The organism is Lentzea indica (genome assembly GCF_012184385.1).
In the GTDB taxonomy this organism is placed as follows: Bacteria; Actinomycetota; Actinomycetes; order Mycobacteriales; family Pseudonocardiaceae; genus Lentzea; species Lentzea indica.
Window position 1 is genome coordinate 1 of sequence record NZ_VSRL01000219.1, and the last position, 15,194, is coordinate 15,194.

The 15,194-nt window shown below is 68.7% G+C and carries 16 protein-coding genes and 1 pseudogene; 3 read left to right on the forward strand and 14 right to left on the reverse strand.

Annotated elements, in window-relative coordinates; all coding sequences use genetic code 11:
- The 6 genes and pseudogenes from FXN61_RS37765 to FXN61_RS37790 form a co-directional block, all read right to left on the reverse strand.
- Positions 1-343 (reverse strand): annotated as a pseudogene (locus tag FXN61_RS37765) (hypothetical protein); the annotation flags it as partial.
- Positions 343-1,323 (reverse strand): Ppx/GppA family phosphatase, encoded by a 981-nt coding sequence (locus FXN61_RS37770; RefSeq protein ID WP_167978711.1) that lies wholly within the window; start codon positions 1,321-1,323, stop codon positions 343-345. The pseudogene FXN61_RS37765 and the gene FXN61_RS37770, both read right to left, overlap by 1 nt.
- 27 nt (positions 1,324-1,350) lie before the next feature.
- Positions 1,351-2,031: a response regulator gene (locus FXN61_RS37775; protein WP_109629061.1), complete on the reverse strand. Its 681-nt coding sequence runs from the start codon at positions 2,029-2,031 to the stop codon at positions 1,351-1,353.
- Entirely contained in the window at positions 2,028-3,197 is a 1,170-nt protein-coding gene (locus FXN61_RS37780) for a sensor histidine kinase (RefSeq protein ID WP_167978712.1), read from the reverse strand. Before FXN61_RS37780 ends, FXN61_RS37775 begins: the two co-directional genes overlap by 4 nt.
- Before the next feature lie 198 nt (positions 3,198-3,395).
- Complete coding sequence (locus FXN61_RS37785; protein ID WP_045309658.1) at positions 3,396-4,142, reverse strand: phosphoglyceromutase; 747 nt, start codon at positions 4,140-4,142, stop codon at positions 3,396-3,398.
- Between the two features lie 5 nt (positions 4,143-4,147).
- Positions 4,148-4,459: a VOC family protein gene (locus FXN61_RS37790; RefSeq protein WP_167978713.1), complete on the reverse strand. Its 312-nt coding sequence runs from the start codon at positions 4,457-4,459 to the stop codon at positions 4,148-4,150.
- 23 nt (positions 4,460-4,482) lie between these two features.
- Between FXN61_RS37790 and FXN61_RS37795 the strand changes: the two genes are divergently transcribed.
- The gene (locus FXN61_RS37795; protein ID WP_167978714.1) at positions 4,483-5,115 is read left to right on the forward strand and encodes a TetR/AcrR family transcriptional regulator; all 633 of its coding nucleotides are present in this window, start codon (positions 4,483-4,485) and stop codon (positions 5,113-5,115) included.
- Positions 5,116-5,166: 51 nt separating this feature from the next.
- Here the strand turns inward: FXN61_RS37795 and FXN61_RS37800 are convergent, their stop codons facing one another.
- The 6 genes from FXN61_RS37800 to FXN61_RS37825 form a co-directional block, all read right to left on the reverse strand.
- Complete coding sequence (locus FXN61_RS37800; RefSeq protein WP_167978715.1) at positions 5,167-6,732, reverse strand: 4-coumarate--CoA ligase family protein; 1,566 nt, start codon at positions 6,730-6,732, stop codon at positions 5,167-5,169.
- A 398-nt stretch (positions 6,733-7,130) separates the two neighbouring features.
- On the reverse strand, positions 7,131-7,922 hold the full coding sequence (locus tag FXN61_RS37805; RefSeq protein ID WP_167978716.1) for a DUF4349 domain-containing protein: 792 nt from the start codon (positions 7,920-7,922) through the stop codon (positions 7,131-7,133).
- A gap of 107 nt (positions 7,923-8,029) precedes the next feature.
- Complete coding sequence (locus FXN61_RS37810; RefSeq protein WP_167978717.1) at positions 8,030-8,509, reverse strand: type III secretion system chaperone family protein; 480 nt, start codon at positions 8,507-8,509, stop codon at positions 8,030-8,032.
- The gene (gene mshA / locus FXN61_RS37815) at positions 8,506-9,753 is read right to left on the reverse strand and encodes a D-inositol-3-phosphate glycosyltransferase (protein ID WP_167978718.1); all 1,248 of its coding nucleotides are present in this window, start codon (positions 9,751-9,753) and stop codon (positions 8,506-8,508) included. The genes FXN61_RS37810 and mshA overlap by 4 nt, the downstream gene beginning before the upstream one ends.
- Complete coding sequence (locus tag FXN61_RS37820) at positions 9,750-10,499, reverse strand: alpha/beta fold hydrolase (protein ID WP_167978719.1); 750 nt, start codon at positions 10,497-10,499, stop codon at positions 9,750-9,752. Before FXN61_RS37820 ends, mshA begins: the two co-directional genes overlap by 4 nt.
- Before the next feature lie 69 nt (positions 10,500-10,568).
- Positions 10,569-11,708, reverse strand: coding sequence for a L,D-transpeptidase (locus FXN61_RS37825; RefSeq protein WP_167978720.1), 1,140 nt, complete (start codon positions 11,706-11,708; stop codon positions 10,569-10,571).
- A 93-nt stretch (positions 11,709-11,801) separates the two neighbouring features.
- On the opposite strand from FXN61_RS37825, the gene FXN61_RS37830 reads away from it, so the two are divergent.
- Positions 11,802-12,533: an SDR family oxidoreductase gene (locus FXN61_RS37830; RefSeq protein WP_167978721.1), complete on the forward strand. Its 732-nt coding sequence runs from the start codon at positions 11,802-11,804 to the stop codon at positions 12,531-12,533.
- On the opposite strand, the gene FXN61_RS37835 is transcribed toward FXN61_RS37830, so the two are convergent.
- Positions 12,487-13,512, reverse strand: coding sequence for a chymotrypsin family serine protease (locus FXN61_RS37835; RefSeq protein WP_167978722.1), 1,026 nt, complete (start codon positions 13,510-13,512; stop codon positions 12,487-12,489). The genes FXN61_RS37830 and FXN61_RS37835 overlap by 47 nt on opposite strands.
- Positions 13,513-13,577: 65 nt before the next feature.
- Positions 13,578-14,678: a UDP-N-acetylmuramate dehydrogenase gene (locus tag FXN61_RS37840; protein WP_246292491.1), complete on the reverse strand. Its 1,101-nt coding sequence runs from the start codon at positions 14,676-14,678 to the stop codon at positions 13,578-13,580.
- Between FXN61_RS37840 and FXN61_RS37845 the strand changes: the two genes are divergently transcribed.
- Positions 14,677-15,194, forward strand: a 518-nt coding sequence (locus tag FXN61_RS37845; protein WP_188135923.1) for a DUF2505 domain-containing protein, incomplete at its 3' end; no start/stop codon positions are given. The genes FXN61_RS37840 and FXN61_RS37845 overlap by 2 nt on opposite strands.

Below are 15,194 nucleotides of genomic sequence, written 5' to 3' on the forward strand. Positions count from 1 at the left end.
CGGGCTGCGCGGGCGGGGCCACCGGCGGCTTCTGCTGGTACGCCGTGCGCTCGGCGGCAGGTGGCGGTGCGACAGGAGGTGGCTTGACGGCAGGAGGTTCCGGAGCCGCGCGACGGCCGGACGGAGCCGCGTCGTCGTCGCGGATCGCCATCAGCCGGCCGCTGTCGGACAGGACCCGCTCGATGATCGTCTGGGGCGCGGTCTCCGGCTGCTGGACGTCGTCCTCGTCATCAGCAGCCCGGCGGCGTCGCCGACGTGGCGCAGCCTCTGAACTCCCGCCGTACTGGGCGAGCAGCTCAGCGACTGTGCGCTGCGTCTGGTCCGATCCGCTCTCTCGACTCATCAACTCCACCGTGCCCCGGTCTGGCCAGTCCGTCCAGTATCGCTCTGGTCCGTCCCATCAGTGTGGTCCAGCCGCCGAAGGATGACACCCTCCCGGAGGGCCCAGGGGCAAATCTCCAGCTGCGTGAGTGACAGGGCTCGCATCGTTGCCTCCGCGACCAGCGCGCCCGCGACGAGCTGGTGTGCGCGCGAGGTGCTCACGCCTTCCAGCTCGGCGAGGTCACTGGCCGACATCCGGGAAATGAACGCGATCAGCTGCCGCAGGCCCGCGTCGGTGAGCACTCTGCGCGCCCTGGGCCCGGCAGACGATGGCGCGGCCCCGGTGAGCCGCGCCAGCGTTCGGAAAGTTTTTGAAGTTGCAACCACCCGATCGGGTTCACCCGCGCGTTTCAGCTTCCGCGCGACGGGCGCGAGCTGCTCTGCCAGCCAATCGGTGGTCTCGCGGACCTCCGAGCGCCGGGGCGGGTCCTTCTTGAACCGGGTCCTGGTGAGCCGGCCCGCGCCCAGCGGCACGGAGAAGGCCATGTCGGGGTTCTCGTCGCGACCGACGGCGAGCTCGAGCGAGCCGCCGCCGATGTCGAGGCACAGCAGCTTGCCCGCGGACCAGCCGTACCAGCGGCGGACCGCGAGAAAGGTGAACTTCGCCTCGTCCTCGCCTGACAGGACCTTGAGGTCGACCCCGGTCTCGCCGCGAACGCGGTCGAGCACCTCCGAGGAGTTGCCCGCCTCGCGCACCGCCGAGGTCGCGAACGCCATCAGGTCGTCGCAGCCGGACCGCTTGGCCGACGCCTTCGCGGCGGCCACGGCACGGACCAGCTGGTCAGCGCCCGCCTTCGAGAGCTGACCCTTGTCGTCGAGCTGCTCGGCGAGACGCAGGATCGTCTTCTCGGACGTCATCGGGATGGGGTGGGCACCACGATGTGCGTCCACCACGAGAAGGTGGACGGTGTTGGAACCCACGTCGAGAACGCCCAGGCGCACGCCGGAAACGGTACCTGGTCGTGTCCGTCAGGACTCGAACTTGTAACCGAGGCCCCTAACGGTCACGAGGTGCCGCGGAGCCGACGGGTCCGGTTCGATCTTCGACCGCAGCCGCTTGACGTGCACGTCCAGCGTCTTCGTGTCGCCCACGTAGTCCGCTCCCCACACGCGGTCGATCAGCTGGCCCCTGGTCAGGACGCGGCCAACGTTGCGCAGCAGGTACTCGAGGAGGTCGAACTCCTTGAGCGGCAGGCTGATGTCCTGGCCGCTGACGGTCACGACGTGGCGTTCCACGTCCATCCGCACAGGGCCGGCCTCGAGGATCTGCGGCAGCAGGTCCTCCGACTCGCCGCCGCGGCGCAGCACCGCGCGGATGCGGGCGATGAGCTCACGCGCCGAGTACGGCTTGGTGACGTAGTCGTCCGCGCCCAGTTCCAGGCCGACGACCTTGTCGATCTCGCTGTCGCGTGCGGTCACCATGATCACCGGCACGGCGGAGCGCTGCCGCAGCTGCTTGCAGACGTCGGTGCCGCTCATGCCGGGAAGCATGAGGTCGAGCAGCACGATGTCGGCACCGTTGCGGTCGAACTCCTCCAACGCCTCCTGGCCGGTGGCCGCGAGCGCCGCGGTGAACCCTTCCTTGCGCAGCAGGAAGGCGAGCGGATCGGCGAAGGACTCCTCGTCCTCCACGATGAGCACCCTGGTCACAGCTCTCCTCCTGGATCACCCGCGCCGGTCGGCACGAGGTTCGGGTTCGATTCGGTCGCCGCGGCGGGAATCCGCAGCGTGAAGGTGGAACCCGTTCCTGGCAGGCTCCACAGCTTCACCTCGCCACCGTGGTTGGCGGCGACGTGCTTGACGATCGCGAGCCCGAGGCCGGTGCCTCCGGTCGCGCGCGATCGAGCCTTGTCCACGCGGTAGAACCGCTCGAAAACCCTCGTCTGCTGGTCTTCGGCGATGCCGATGCCGCGGTCGGTCACCGCGATCTCGACGTGCCCGTCCACGAGCCTGCGGCTCACGCTCACCGGGCTGCCGGGAGGCGAGTACGCGACGGCGTTGTCCAGCAGGTTCGTCAGCGCCGTGACCAGCAACGACCGGTCACCCGGCACGACGAACCCGCTCGGCTCGTCGGTGGTGATCGAGATGTTGACCGACTCGGCGGCGAGCTTGGACCGCGACAGCGCCTCGTTGATCACGACGTCGATCTCGGTGTCGCTGAGCTCGGGCAGCTTCTCCGCGCCCTGCAGGCGCGACAGCGCGATCAGCTCGGTGACGAGCGTGCCGAGGCGGGTGGCCTCCTGCATGATCTTCGCGCTGAAGCGGCGGACCTCGTCCTGGTCGTCGCTCGCGTCCAGCACGGCCTCCGCCAGCAGTGCCAGCGCACCGACCGGGGTCTTGAGCTCGTGGCTGACGTTGGCCACGAAGTCGCGCCGCGTCTTCTCCAGCCGCACGGCCTCGGACTCGTCGCTCGCGTCCACGACCGTGAAGCCCTCGGTCAGCAGCCGGACCTCGGCGTGCACGGCCGCGGGCTGGCGGCCCTTGGACCCCTCCGGCGGCGAGACGTCGACGTACACGACCTCGTTGCTGTTGCGGACGGCCTCCGCAGCCTTGCGCGCACGGTCGTCGACGCGGTTGTTGCGGACGACCCCGAGCTCTTCGGCGCGAGGGTTGTGCAGGACGACGTCACCGAAGTGGTTCAGCACCACGATGCCGTCGTGGGAGTCCTGGACGATCCGCTGCATCAGGTCGGCGACCGTCAGGCCCTCAGGGGCCTTCGGCGGACGCGGAGCGGTGAACCGGCCAATGAGGAAACCGGCGATCACGCCGATGAGCGCGACGCCGACCGACACAGCGAGGTAACCCGTTGTGGTCACAAGCGAATGGTAAGCAGCTCAGAGGTGTCTTGGCCTAGTACACAGGCATGAACCGTGACGCCCATGACACCTTTGGACCAGGATGTTCTGCCCCTGGTCAGGCCCAGTTCACCCAACCGTGTCCTTAGGACGGACGGCCTACGAAAAATGCACGCGCGCACCGCCGATCGGTACACGCGTGCATTTCCCGAAATGTGGTCAGCGACCCTGGTTCGCGACCGCCGCGATGGCGTCCTTCGCGGCGTCCGGGTCGAGATATTCGCCACCCGGCTTGAGCGGCTTCAGGTCCTCGTCGAGGTCGTAGCGCAGCGGGATGCCGGTGGGGATGTTCAGCCCCGCGATGGCCTCGTCCGAGATGCCGTCGAGGTGCTTCACGAGCGCGCGCAGCGAGTTGCCGTGCGCGGCCACGAGAACGGTCTTGCCGGTGCGCAGGTCCGGCACGATCGCCTCGTCCCAGTACGGGAGCATGCGCTTGACGACGTCGAGCAGGCACTCGGTCAGCGGCAGGTCGGGGCCGAGGTCCGCGTAGCGAGGGTCGGTGTCCTGGGAGTACTCGCTGCCGGGCTCGATGGGCGGCGGCGGGGTGTCGTAGGACCGGCGCCAGAGCATGAACTGCTCCTCGCCGAACTCCTCCAGCGTCTGCTTCTTGTTCTTGCCCTGCAACGCGCCGTAGTGGCGCTCGTTGAGGCGCCAGTCGCGGCGGACCGGGATCCAGTGCCGGTCGGCGGCGTCGAGCGCCAGGTTGGCGGTCATGATCGCCCGGCGCATCAGCGACGTGTGCAGGATCTCCGGCAGCACACCGGCTTCGCGCAGCAGCTGGCCGCCGCGGCGGGCCTCCCGCTCGCCCTTCTCCGACAGGGGAACGTCCACCCATCCGGTGAACAGGTTCTCCGCGTTCCACGTGCTCTCGCCGTGGCGGAGCAGCACCAAGGTTCCGACAGACATGGCAGCTAGCCTGCCATGCCGACCCTCCTGCCGTACCCGGGCCGGTCACCGTGATCCACGCCATGGGACTCGTCGGTGTAGACGTGGATCTCCAGCCCGTCCGGGTCGTTGAAGACCAGCAGCCACCCGATGCTCGCCTCGATCTCCGGCGAGTGGGGGATCTTCAGCTCGTCGAGGTGCGCGATCCAGTCGTTGAGGTCCTTTCTGGTCTCCACCGCCCAGTTGACCGGGTCGAAACCGGCGATCGCCCGCGCCTTCTCCGGGTTGAGCCGCAGGCTCAGCCCGGACGGCCTAAATTGACTGCAGACGACCCACAACGAATACAGGTAGGCTGCGCTCGATGAGTGACGAAGTCAAGCGTTCGTACAGCTCACCGCTGCGGGAGCAGGGGGCCGCCTACACGCGCCTGCTGGTGCGCGACGCGGGCCACCGGTTGTTCGCGCGGGACGGGTTCGTGGCGACGTCGATCAAGAAGATCGCGTACGAGGCGGGCGTGTCCGAGCGGACCGTCTACACGCACTACCGGAACAAGGTCGAGATCTTCCAGGACGCCCTGAACGTGGCGGTCGCGGGCGACGAGCTGCCGGTCGCGATGCGGGACCGGCCGGAGTTCGAGGAGGTGCTCGGTGTTTCCACGGCGCGCGAGATGATCGCCGGGATGGTGCGCGGGAACGGCGCCGTGCTGGAGCGCGCCGGTGCGTTGATCATGGCGGGCATCGAGTCGGCCGGCGCGGATCCGGACATGCGGCGGATCTCCGACGAGGGCGAGCACGCGATGCGCGCGAACTGCCTGGCGCTGGCTTCCGCGCTGGTCGAGACCGGTGAAGTGATCCAGGAGCTCGACGTCGACGCGGTCGCCGACGTGCTGGTGACGATGCTGTCCCCGCACGTGCACCAGCTGTTGGGCTGGTCGCCCGGCCGCTATCGGGACTGGCTGACGAGCACGTTGCAGAAGACGCTGCTGCAGACCTGAATCTCGAGAGGCCCCGGCAGCATCCTGCCGGGGCCTCTCGAACGCTGAATCTCAGACCTGTTCGCGAGCCCTCAGGTCCTTGCGCAGGATCTTGCCCGCGGCCGACTTCGGGATCGCCTCGATGAACTCGACGACGCGAACCTTCTTGTGCGGCGCGACGTGCTCGGCCACGAACGCCATCACCGCGGCCTCGTCGATGGACGAGGCCGGCTGGCGCACCACGAACGCCTTCGGGACCTCCTCGCCGTCGGCGTCGCGCACGCCGATGACCGCGGCGTCGGCAATCTCTTCGTGGGTGAGCAGCACTGCCTCGAGCTCGGCGGGCGGGACCTGGTAGCCCTTGTACTTGATCAGTTCCTTGACGCGGTCGACGATCGTGACGATGCCCTCGGCGTCGATCACCGCCACGTCGCCGGTGTGCAGCCAGCCCTCGTCGTCGATGGTGGCGGCGGTGGCATCGGGGTTGTTCAGGTAGCCCTTCATGATGTTCGGGCCCTTGCACCACAGCTCGCCGCGTTCGCCCACGCCGACGTCGGCGCCCGTGGCCGGGTCGACCAGGCGGCACTCGAGGTTCGGGATGATCACGCCGACCGTGCCGATCGAGATGTCCTGACGGCTGTCGGGGATCGCGTGGCTGACGGGCGACATCTCGGTCATGCCGTAGCCCTGCGCGATCTTGCAGCCGATGCGCTTCTTCACCGCGTCGGCGAGGTCCTCGTCCAGCGGCGCGGCGCCGGAGAAGAGCATCTTCATCGCGGACAGGTCGTAGTTGTCGACGATCGGGTGCTTGGCCAGCGCCACGGCGACCGGCGGTGCGATGTAGACGCGGTCGGTCTTGTGTTCGGCGATCACGCGCAGGAACTCGGGCAGCTCGAACTTCGGCAGCGTCACGACGACACCGCCGATGTACAGGCCGTTGTTCATCAGGACCTGCATGCCGTAGATGTGGAAGAACGGCAGCACGGCGAGGATCCGGGTGTGCGGCCCGACGTCGGACAAGATCGGCCCGCACTGCACGAGGTTCGCGACGAGGTTGCGATGCGTCAGCATCACGCCCTTGGGCAGCGCGGTCGTGCCGGACGAGTACGGCAGCACCGCGACGTCCTCGGCCGGGTTGATCTCCACGTCAGGCACCGGGTGGTCGTTCGCCAGCAGCTCGCCCAGAGACGGGTAGCCCTCGGCGCTGTCCAGCACCACGACGTCGGTCACGCCGGCCTTCGCCGCGCCGGGAGCGGCGTTGGGCAGCAGGACCGAGACGGTGAACAGCATCTTCGCGCCCGCGTCGTGCAGCTGGTGCGCGACCTCGTCCGGCGTGTAGAGGGCGTTGATCGTGGTCGCGGTGGCGCCCGCGCGCAGGATGCCGTGGAAGACGACGGCGTAGTAGGGCGTGTTCGGGCTGAGGATGCCGACGACGTCGCCCTTGCCGATGCCGCGCGCGGCCAGTGCGGCGGCCATTCGGTCGATCGCCCCGGCGAGCTGGCCGTAGGTGAGCGAGGCGCCGGACATGCCGTCGATCAACGCAACCCGGTCCGCACGGTCGGCGATGTCGCCGAACAACAGCTGGTGCAGCGACACATCAGGGATCTCGACGTCGGGGAACGGACTGCGAAAAACCATGCGGCGACCTCATTCACTCGCTGTGCACCCGGCCTGTGGGCACATCGTGATCCAGCCCACTGGGCAGGTCAAGGTCGCGTGATCGCTACAGAGACGTTACTTAGCGCGACTAAATACACTCGAATGGAGTAATACAAGCACTTGTAAACGCAAGGACGTATCTGGGAAGTTGATACCGCCTCCGTGAGTCGGCTCCCACGCTTACTCGACGAACGTGAGGCAACGTGCGCGGTTCGTCACCCCCCGTCGAATCGCGCGGCCCGCTAGGGATCCGGAGGCTCCCCCCGTCCACGGATCCATTGCAGCGGGGACCTTTGACGCGGGACGGCTCGATGCGACTCCCCCTCTCTCCCGAGCCGTTCCGCGCCTCACAAAGGCACACTCTCAGTAGAGAGTGATCATGCTGCTTCATTCATTCGAGTGATGCGCTTGCGGCGCCGCAGCGCGTAGATCACCGCCGCCGCCGGCACCCCGAGCGCCACCACGAACGGCAGCATGGCGCCGACACCGATCAAGATCACGCCCACAACCGCGACCAACGCGTTCCAGCCACCGGCGAGAGCGCCGAGGAACCCGGTCTTCTCTGGCTCGGGCGGCGCGATCGGAACGGTTCTGACCTGCACGGTCAACGTGGCCAGAGCGACCTTGCCCTTCAGCGACTCCGCGCGCCGCAGCATCGACTCGAGCTCGCTCTGCCGCTTGGTCAGCTCGCCCTCGATCTGCGCGATCTCGGCCGTCGTCCCTGCCCGCTCGAACAGCACGCGCATCCGGTCGACGCTGGCCCTCTGCGTCGCGATGCGCGCCTCGACGTCGACCAGCTGCTCGGTGACGTCCTCGCTGCGCACCTCGCGATGCGTGACCTCACCGATGCTCGCCAGATCCGTCACGACCCGGTCCAGCTCGTTCGACGGCACCCGCACGGTCACGGATCCGGAGGTCTTGGTCGAGTTCTCCTGCCCGGCGAACCCGCCGACGGCCTGCGCCCGGTCCTTCACCTGACCGATCGCCTTCAGCACGTCGTCACTGCGCAGGTCAACGGTCGCCGTGCGCACCAACTGCCGTTCCTGCTGCTGCACCGGCTGCACGGCGGCCGGTGCGTTCTCCTGCTGCGGTGCGTTCTCCTGCTGCGGCGCCTTCTGCTGCGCCACCTGCGGTGAGGCGGCATCTCTCGCCGACCCCCCGCTGTTCATGCCACTGCCGCACCCCGCTGAAACGAGGGCCAGCAACGCGACTCCCACCCACAGAACTGGTCTGCCCATGCCCATCGGACGGTCCAGGGCAGGCCTGCGGTTGCCGCCTAGTCCGAAACGAGATGTTGGAAGGCCTGCAGGTTCGCCAGCGACTCGCCGCGCGACACCCGCCACGCCCACTCCCGCCGGATCGCGTCGGCGAACCCGATCTCCAGCAGTGGGTTGAAGTCGCCGTCCGCCGCCTCCAGCACCTGCCCGAGCACGCGGTCCAGCTCGTCAGCGGTCACGGCGTGCTTCCCGACCCGTCCGACCAGGTAGATGTCGCCCTCGGCGTCGATCGTGTAGTGGACGCCGTACAGGCGGGCGTTGCGCCGCAGCAGGAAGCGGTAGACCTCCTCGAACGACTGGTCAGGCCGCCGGCACACGAACGCCTCGACCACCAGTGCGTGCGTCGTCTCGACCAGCCACACGTTGGTCTGCAGCTTCTTGGTCCCCGGCAGCGTCACGAAGAACTTGCCCGGCTCGCGCCGGTCGTACTTCAGCTCCCGTTCGTCCAAGAACGACTTGATGACGGCGTCGACGCTCAAGCGAAAACCTCCCGGCGGAACACATCTGCCGCCTCTTGATACCCCGCCAGCAGAGCATCAGTCGTGCGGTCCCACGAGAAGCGTCGCGCATGTCCAACGGCGTTGCTCGCCAGGTGCTCCCTCTGCGGCAACGCGACTCCACCGATCGCCGTGGCCCAGGCACCCGGCTCGTGGCCGTGCACGAGCACCCCGGACACCCCGTCGTTGACCGCGACCGGCAACCCGCCGACCGCCGCAGCGACGACCGGCGTCCCGCAGGCCTGCGCCTCCAGGGCGACCAGCCCGAACGACTCGTTGTAGCTCGGCACCGCGACCAGGTCGGCGGCGCGATAGACCTGCGCCAGCGCCGGGCCAGGCTGCGGCGGCAGGAACCGCACGACATCGGTGATCCCCAGCTGCACCGCCAGTTCCTCCAGCGCCTTCGGCTGCTCCATCCCGCTTCCCGACGGCCCGCCGACGATCAGGACGACCAGCCCGCTGCGCAGCCCAGGGTCCCTGACCAGCATCTCGGCCGCCGCACGCAGCAGCACGTCCGGTGCCTTCAACGGCTGGATCCGCCCCACGAAGGCGAGCACCACGGCGTCCTGCGGCACCCCCAGCAGGCGCCGGGCCCGAGCCTGGTCACCCGGCGTGAAGCGATCGAGGTCAACGCCGGGCGGCACCACGGCGACCTTGGACGCGTCCGCGTCGTAGAGCTTGATCAGCTCACCGGCCTCGATGTCGGTGTTCGCCACGAGCCGGTCCGACTCGTTGACCACCTGCTCCTCGCCGATCACCCGCATCCTCGGCTCCGGCGCGTCCCCCTCGGCCAGCGCCAGGTTCTTCACCTTGGCCAGCGTGTGCGCGGTGTGCACGAGCGGCACGCCCCACCGTTCCCGCGCGAGCCAGCCGACCTGCCCGGACAGCCAGTAGTGCGAGTGGATCGCGTCGTAGTAGCCGGGCTCGTGCCGTGCCTCGGCACGCAGGACACCCGCCGTGAACGCGCAGAGCTGGCCGGGCAGCTCCTCCTTGCCCAGTCCCTCGAACGGCCCTGCCGCGACGTGCCGGACGCGCACGCCGGGCGCCAGCTCGGCCACCGGCGGCAGCTCCGACGACGTCGCACGGGTGAAGATCTCCACCTCGACGCCGCGCTGCGCCATCCGCGTGGCCGTCTGCACGATGTAGACGTTCATGCCGCCCGCGTCACCGGTCCCCGGCTGCTCCAGCGGCGACGTGTGCACCGAGAGCACCGCGATGCGCTTCATCGAGCCACCCGCGTCAGGTCTGCGGCGAACTGCTCCGGCCGCTCCAGGAAGGGGGCGTGCGCTGTGTCGGGATACAGGCTCAACTCGGCTCCGGGAATCAGGGCGGCGGAGTACTCGGCGGCAGCAGGGGCGACCACCTCGTCTTGAGTTCCATGAACCACGAGGGCCGGCACGTCGACGGCGGTCAGCACGTCAGCGCTGCCCACATCCCTGCGGAACAGCTCACCTCGCACTTTATGGCTCACGGAGGTGGCAGCGGCTGTGAGTTCGCCAACCGTCTCAACAGGCAGTGCGGGTGCCATGGCCCGGCAGAACTTCGCCATCGCGGCGTCGTCGGTGATCGCGGCGGGCAACGCGTCCCGCATCACGGGCCCGGTCTCGCCTCCTGGGCGACCGCGGCCGATCTCGGTGATGGCGCTCACGAACACCAGCGCGTTGATGAGCGCGGTGCCGTGGAAGCGGAGGTAGTCGGCGATCACGAGCCCGCCGTAGGACCACCCGACGACCGTCGCCGGTCCGGTGTGGTCGAGCACGGCCTTCAGGTCCGCCGCCCACTGCGCGGAATCCCTGTAGTCGCCGAAATCGTCGGATTCGCCGTGTCCTCGCAGGTCAACGGCATAAGTGCGGAAATCGGGCAGGTTCCAGACCGCCCCCGTCTGCGCCCAACCGTGGAGGAGCACCACCGGTAGCGCGTCGAGCGGTCCTGCCTCACGGACGGCCAGTCGTCCCCCGCCGGCCGCCGTCACGTGTGTTAGGTGCACACGAGTGCAAACGACCTGGTCGGGGGACGCATTCCCGTTGGTCCGGGGTTGGTCCTACTTGACCGCGGACTTGCTCTTCCACTGGTCCCACGGGATCTGCCAGTCGTACCAGTCGAACTGCGCCGGCAGCGTGGTGATCGAGCCGGTCACCTCGACCGGGTCACCGACCAGCGCCGAGTCGTAGTACGCCTTGGCGTCGGCTTCCAGCAGGTTCGCGCAGCCGTGCGAGCTGTTGGTCTTGCCGATGTTGCCCGCGTTGTCGTTGTTCTCGTGAATGAACTCGCCGTGGTTGGAGAACCGGACGGCCCACTTCTTCACGACGTTGGTGTAGCCATAGCGCGGGTTGTCGAACGACCACGTGTCGTGCTTCGACATGACCACGAACGTGCCGTTCGGCGTGGTCAGCTCCGGGTCGGCGTCCTTGCCGAACGACGCCGGGTACGAGGCGACCTGCTGGCCGTCGCGCAGCACCACGAGCTGGTGCGACGGGTTGTCGATCTTCACGACCTGGTTGCGGCCGATGGTGAAGTCGCTGGTCACGTCGGCCTTGCCGAACGCGCCGCCGCCGTAGTTCACGCCGTAGAGCTTGGCCTCGACCTTGACGGTGGTGTTCGCGGGCCAGTACTTCTCCGGCCGGTAGTGCACTTCCTGCGCGCTCAGCCAGGCCCAGGTGCCTTGGACGTTCGCCGAGTTGGTGACCTTGAGGGCCTTCTCGACGGTGGCCTTGTCCTGAACGGGCGCCTCGAACTTGACCATGATCGGCGCCGCGACGCCGACGGTCTGGTTGTCGCTCGGCCAGAGGGTCGCGCGGGTCTGCGAACCGGGCGCGACGGTGGTGAACGAGCCCTTGAGCTCGACCGGCTTGCCGTCGGTGCCGACGACCTTGCCGGAGTAGCTGTACGTCTTGCCGTAGCCCAGCGGCTCTGCGGCGGTCCAGCCCGACTTGTCCTCGGTCAGCGTGCCTTTGACTTCCTTGCCCTCCGGCGACTTGACCGCGACGGACTCGATCTTGCCGTCCACCACGGTGACCTGCACCGGGGTCGTGACCTGCACGTCCTTGGTGCCGTCGACCGGGGACAGGGTGACCTTCGCGGACGGCAGCGAGCTGTCCGCCTTCGGTGACCCCGCCTCGACACTCGAGCAGCCGGTCAGCAGCGTCAGCCCGGCGACCAGCGCGACAAGTGTTCTCTTCACGGTTTCGACCTCCCACCAAGCAGGACGTCCAGCACGACCGGAGGGTGCGAGTGACGTCGGTCACACGCGATTCGGCCGCCTACGATCGAGGTCGTGAATCGACCTGTCGCAGTAGTGACCGGAGCAAGCGCGGGCATCGGCGAGGCCACCGCGCGGCGGTTGGCCGCCGAGGGGTTCCACGTCGTGCTCGGTGCACGTCGTCTGGACCTTCTCCACGTTATCGCGAAGGAGATCGACGGGACGGCCATCGAGCTGGACGTCACGGACGCCGACTCCGTCGCCGCCTTCGCCGACCGGGTACCCCGGGCGAACGTCCTCGTGAACAACGCGGGCGGTGCGCGCGGGCTTTCGACCGTCGCCGAAGGTGATCCAGAGGAGTGGCGCTGGATGTGGGAGGCGAACGTCCTCGGCACCCTGCTGGTGACCAAGGCGTTCATCCCCAAGCTGATCGCGTCAGGGGACGGGCACATCGTGTCCGTGACGTCCGTTGCGGCGACCGAGGCCTACGACAACGGCTCGGGCTACACGAGCGCCAAGCACGCCCAGTCGGCGCTGCACCGCACGTTGCGCGGCGAGCTGCTCGGCGAGCCGGTGCGGATCACCGAGATCCTGCCGGGCATGGTCGAGACGGACTTCTCCGCGAACCGGTTCGGCGGGGACACCGAACGCGCCGCGAAGGTCTACCAGGGACTGACGCCGCTGACCGCCGACGACGTGGCGGACGTGATCGCGTTCGCCGTCACCCGGCCTTCGCACGTGAACCTGGACACGATCGTGCTCAAGCCGCGGGCCCAGGCCTCCGCGACTCGGGCACACCGGGTGTGAGCAGCTCCACGTCCAGCTGACGCAGGACGGGCTCGATGGGATTCGCGAAACCCGTCGAGCCCGATCCTGCGACGTACAGGCCCACCACGAAGTTGTCCGCGTCGACCAGCACAGCGCCGCTGTCCCCGTGGTCGCCGAAGCGGTCGGACGAGTGGACGCGGATCTGGTCGCGCACCGTCCTGACGCCGATGCCGTCGCCGAAGTCCAGCCGCAGCGTCGAGTCCGTCGACGTGATCACGCCGTACGTGAGCTCGGTGGTACGGCCCCGTTTGCGCACGGTCGAGCCGACGACCGCCTTGGCGCTGCCCATGATCGCGCCGACGTCGAGCACCTCCGCGCGGAACGGCCGGTTGCCCATCCTGAGGCCCGCCGCACTGACCGAACCCGCCAGCGCCGCACGGTCCAGCACCGCCACCTGATCGGCGTCGACCACGCCACCGTCCACTCTGGACGGATGCACGAACTCGTCGCCCACCGACCACGAGTCGTCGACGCACCCGACGTGGAACGTGGTGAGCCCCAACACTTTCCGCTCGCCGTCCCTGGTCACCGCGAACGCGCCCAGGGTGCCCGCGATCACGTACTCGCCGGCCGTGGGGACCTCCGGCGGCACGACCCTGAACGACCTGGCCGGGCCGATGCTGATTCCGCCGCGCAGCACCGGATGCCGTTCGGCCACAACGGGTTGCTCATCGTTGGTGCGCGTGATCCTGGCGCGGTGCAGCACGATCGACTCGGCGACCACGTCGGTCGGCACGCCGGCGACGTCCTGCGGGATCTGCTGCGGGAGATCGGGTCCCTTGGCGCACACGTAGACCACGATCGCGGCCCGGCCCGTCGGACGTCCGCCGGTGACCTTCTCGCCGATGTCCACGCCGATCACGCCTGGCCGGGACAGGAACTCGTCCTCCACCATGCGCTTGATCGGCCTGATGACCTCTCGCGCGTTCTCGTCGAGGCAGCTCACAGCGACCTCCATTTCCGCCCCTACCACCATGAAACACGCGGCGTAGCGGTTCGTCACATGGAGTCACTCGAACGGACTTACAGCTGAACGCCTACGAAAACCGGTTCCGGGTGCAGTTCCACGCCGAACGCCGAACGCACGCCGTCGCGCACCTCGCGCGCCAGGTCGAGCAGGTCCTCGGTGGAGGCACCGCCGCGGTTCGTCAGCGCCAGCGTGTGCTTGCTGGACAGCGACACCCTGCCGCCGGGGCCCTGGTGGCCCTTGCGGAACCCGGCGCGCTCGATCAGCCACGCGGCGGAGAGCTTCCGGAAGCCGGGACCTGCCGGGTAGACCGGGACGTTCACGTCGGCGCCGAGACGTTCGGCGATGCGGATCAGCACGCCGGTGAACGTCGAGTCGTCGATGGTCGGGTTGGTGAAGAACGAGCCGGCGCTCCAAGTGTCGTGGTCGGTGGCGTCGAGCACCATGCCCTTGCCGCGCCGCAGCTCCAGCACGGCCTTGCGGGCCTCGTCCGCCGGAACGCGATCACCTTGCGCCACACCGAGAACGCGCGCCAGCTCGGCGTAGCGGATCGGGGAGGACATGCCGCCGGCCGTGAGCGAGAACCTGGTGCGCAGCACGACAGCGTTGTCGGTGTTCTTCAGCACGCTGGTGCGGTAGTCGAGGCCGAGCTTCGCGGCGGGCACCTGGTGCACCTTGCCGCTGCGGCGGTCCAGAAGATCCACCGACTGCAGCACCTGGGAGATCTCGACGCCGTACGCGCCGACGTTCTGCACCGGCGTGGCGCCGTTGAGACCGGGGATGCCGGACAGGCACTCGAGGCCGCCGAGACCCTGCGCGACCGCCTCGGCGACGACCGCGTCCCACTCCTCGCCCGCCTCGACGGTGAACTGGACGATGCCCCCGCCCAGCGGGTCGAGCCGGAAACCCTTGGTGGCGACGTGCACCACGGTGCCGTCGAAGCCGCTGTCGGAGATCACGAGGTTCGAGCCACCACCGAGCACGAGGACTTTCTCGTCGGCGGCGGCGTCGGCTGTTCGCACGGCTTCGACCAGCTCAGCGGCGGTCGTGGCGTGGACGAACCGCGCGGCCGGTCCACCGAGTCGGAGCGTGGTGCGCTCGGCCAGAGGTACGGACTGCGTGGTGGTCACAGGCGTCAACGGTAGCCTCCGCGACATGGCACGCCGCATCGAGCACCACACCACGTCACCCCGTTCGGCGGAGAAGGTCTACGGCGCGATGGTCGACGAGACCTATGTGCGGGACCGGCTGGCAGCGATCGGCGGCAACGACGCCGAGCTCGTGACGTTCTCCTCCTCTGAAGGGAAGGCGTCGTACCAGCTCAAGCAGGGTGTGCCCGCGGAGCACCTGCCGTCGATGGCCAGGTCGCTGCTCGGCGGCGACCTCGTGATCCAGCGCGTCGAGAACTGGGCGGCGGGCGCGGGCACGGTCGAGGTGACGCTCAACGGCGTGCCAGGACGCTTGGACGGTTCGTTCACCATCACGGACAACGGATCCGGCTCGAAGCTCACCCTGACGGGGGAGGTCAAGGTCAGCATCCCGCTCGTGGGCGGCAAGCTCGAGAAGCTGATCGCCGAGCAGGTCGCCGTGCTGCTGGACAAGGAGAGCGAGTTCACGTCGGAATGGCTCGCAAACCGCGGCTTACGCCGGCCGGCCGGGCCCGGCGCGCTCGG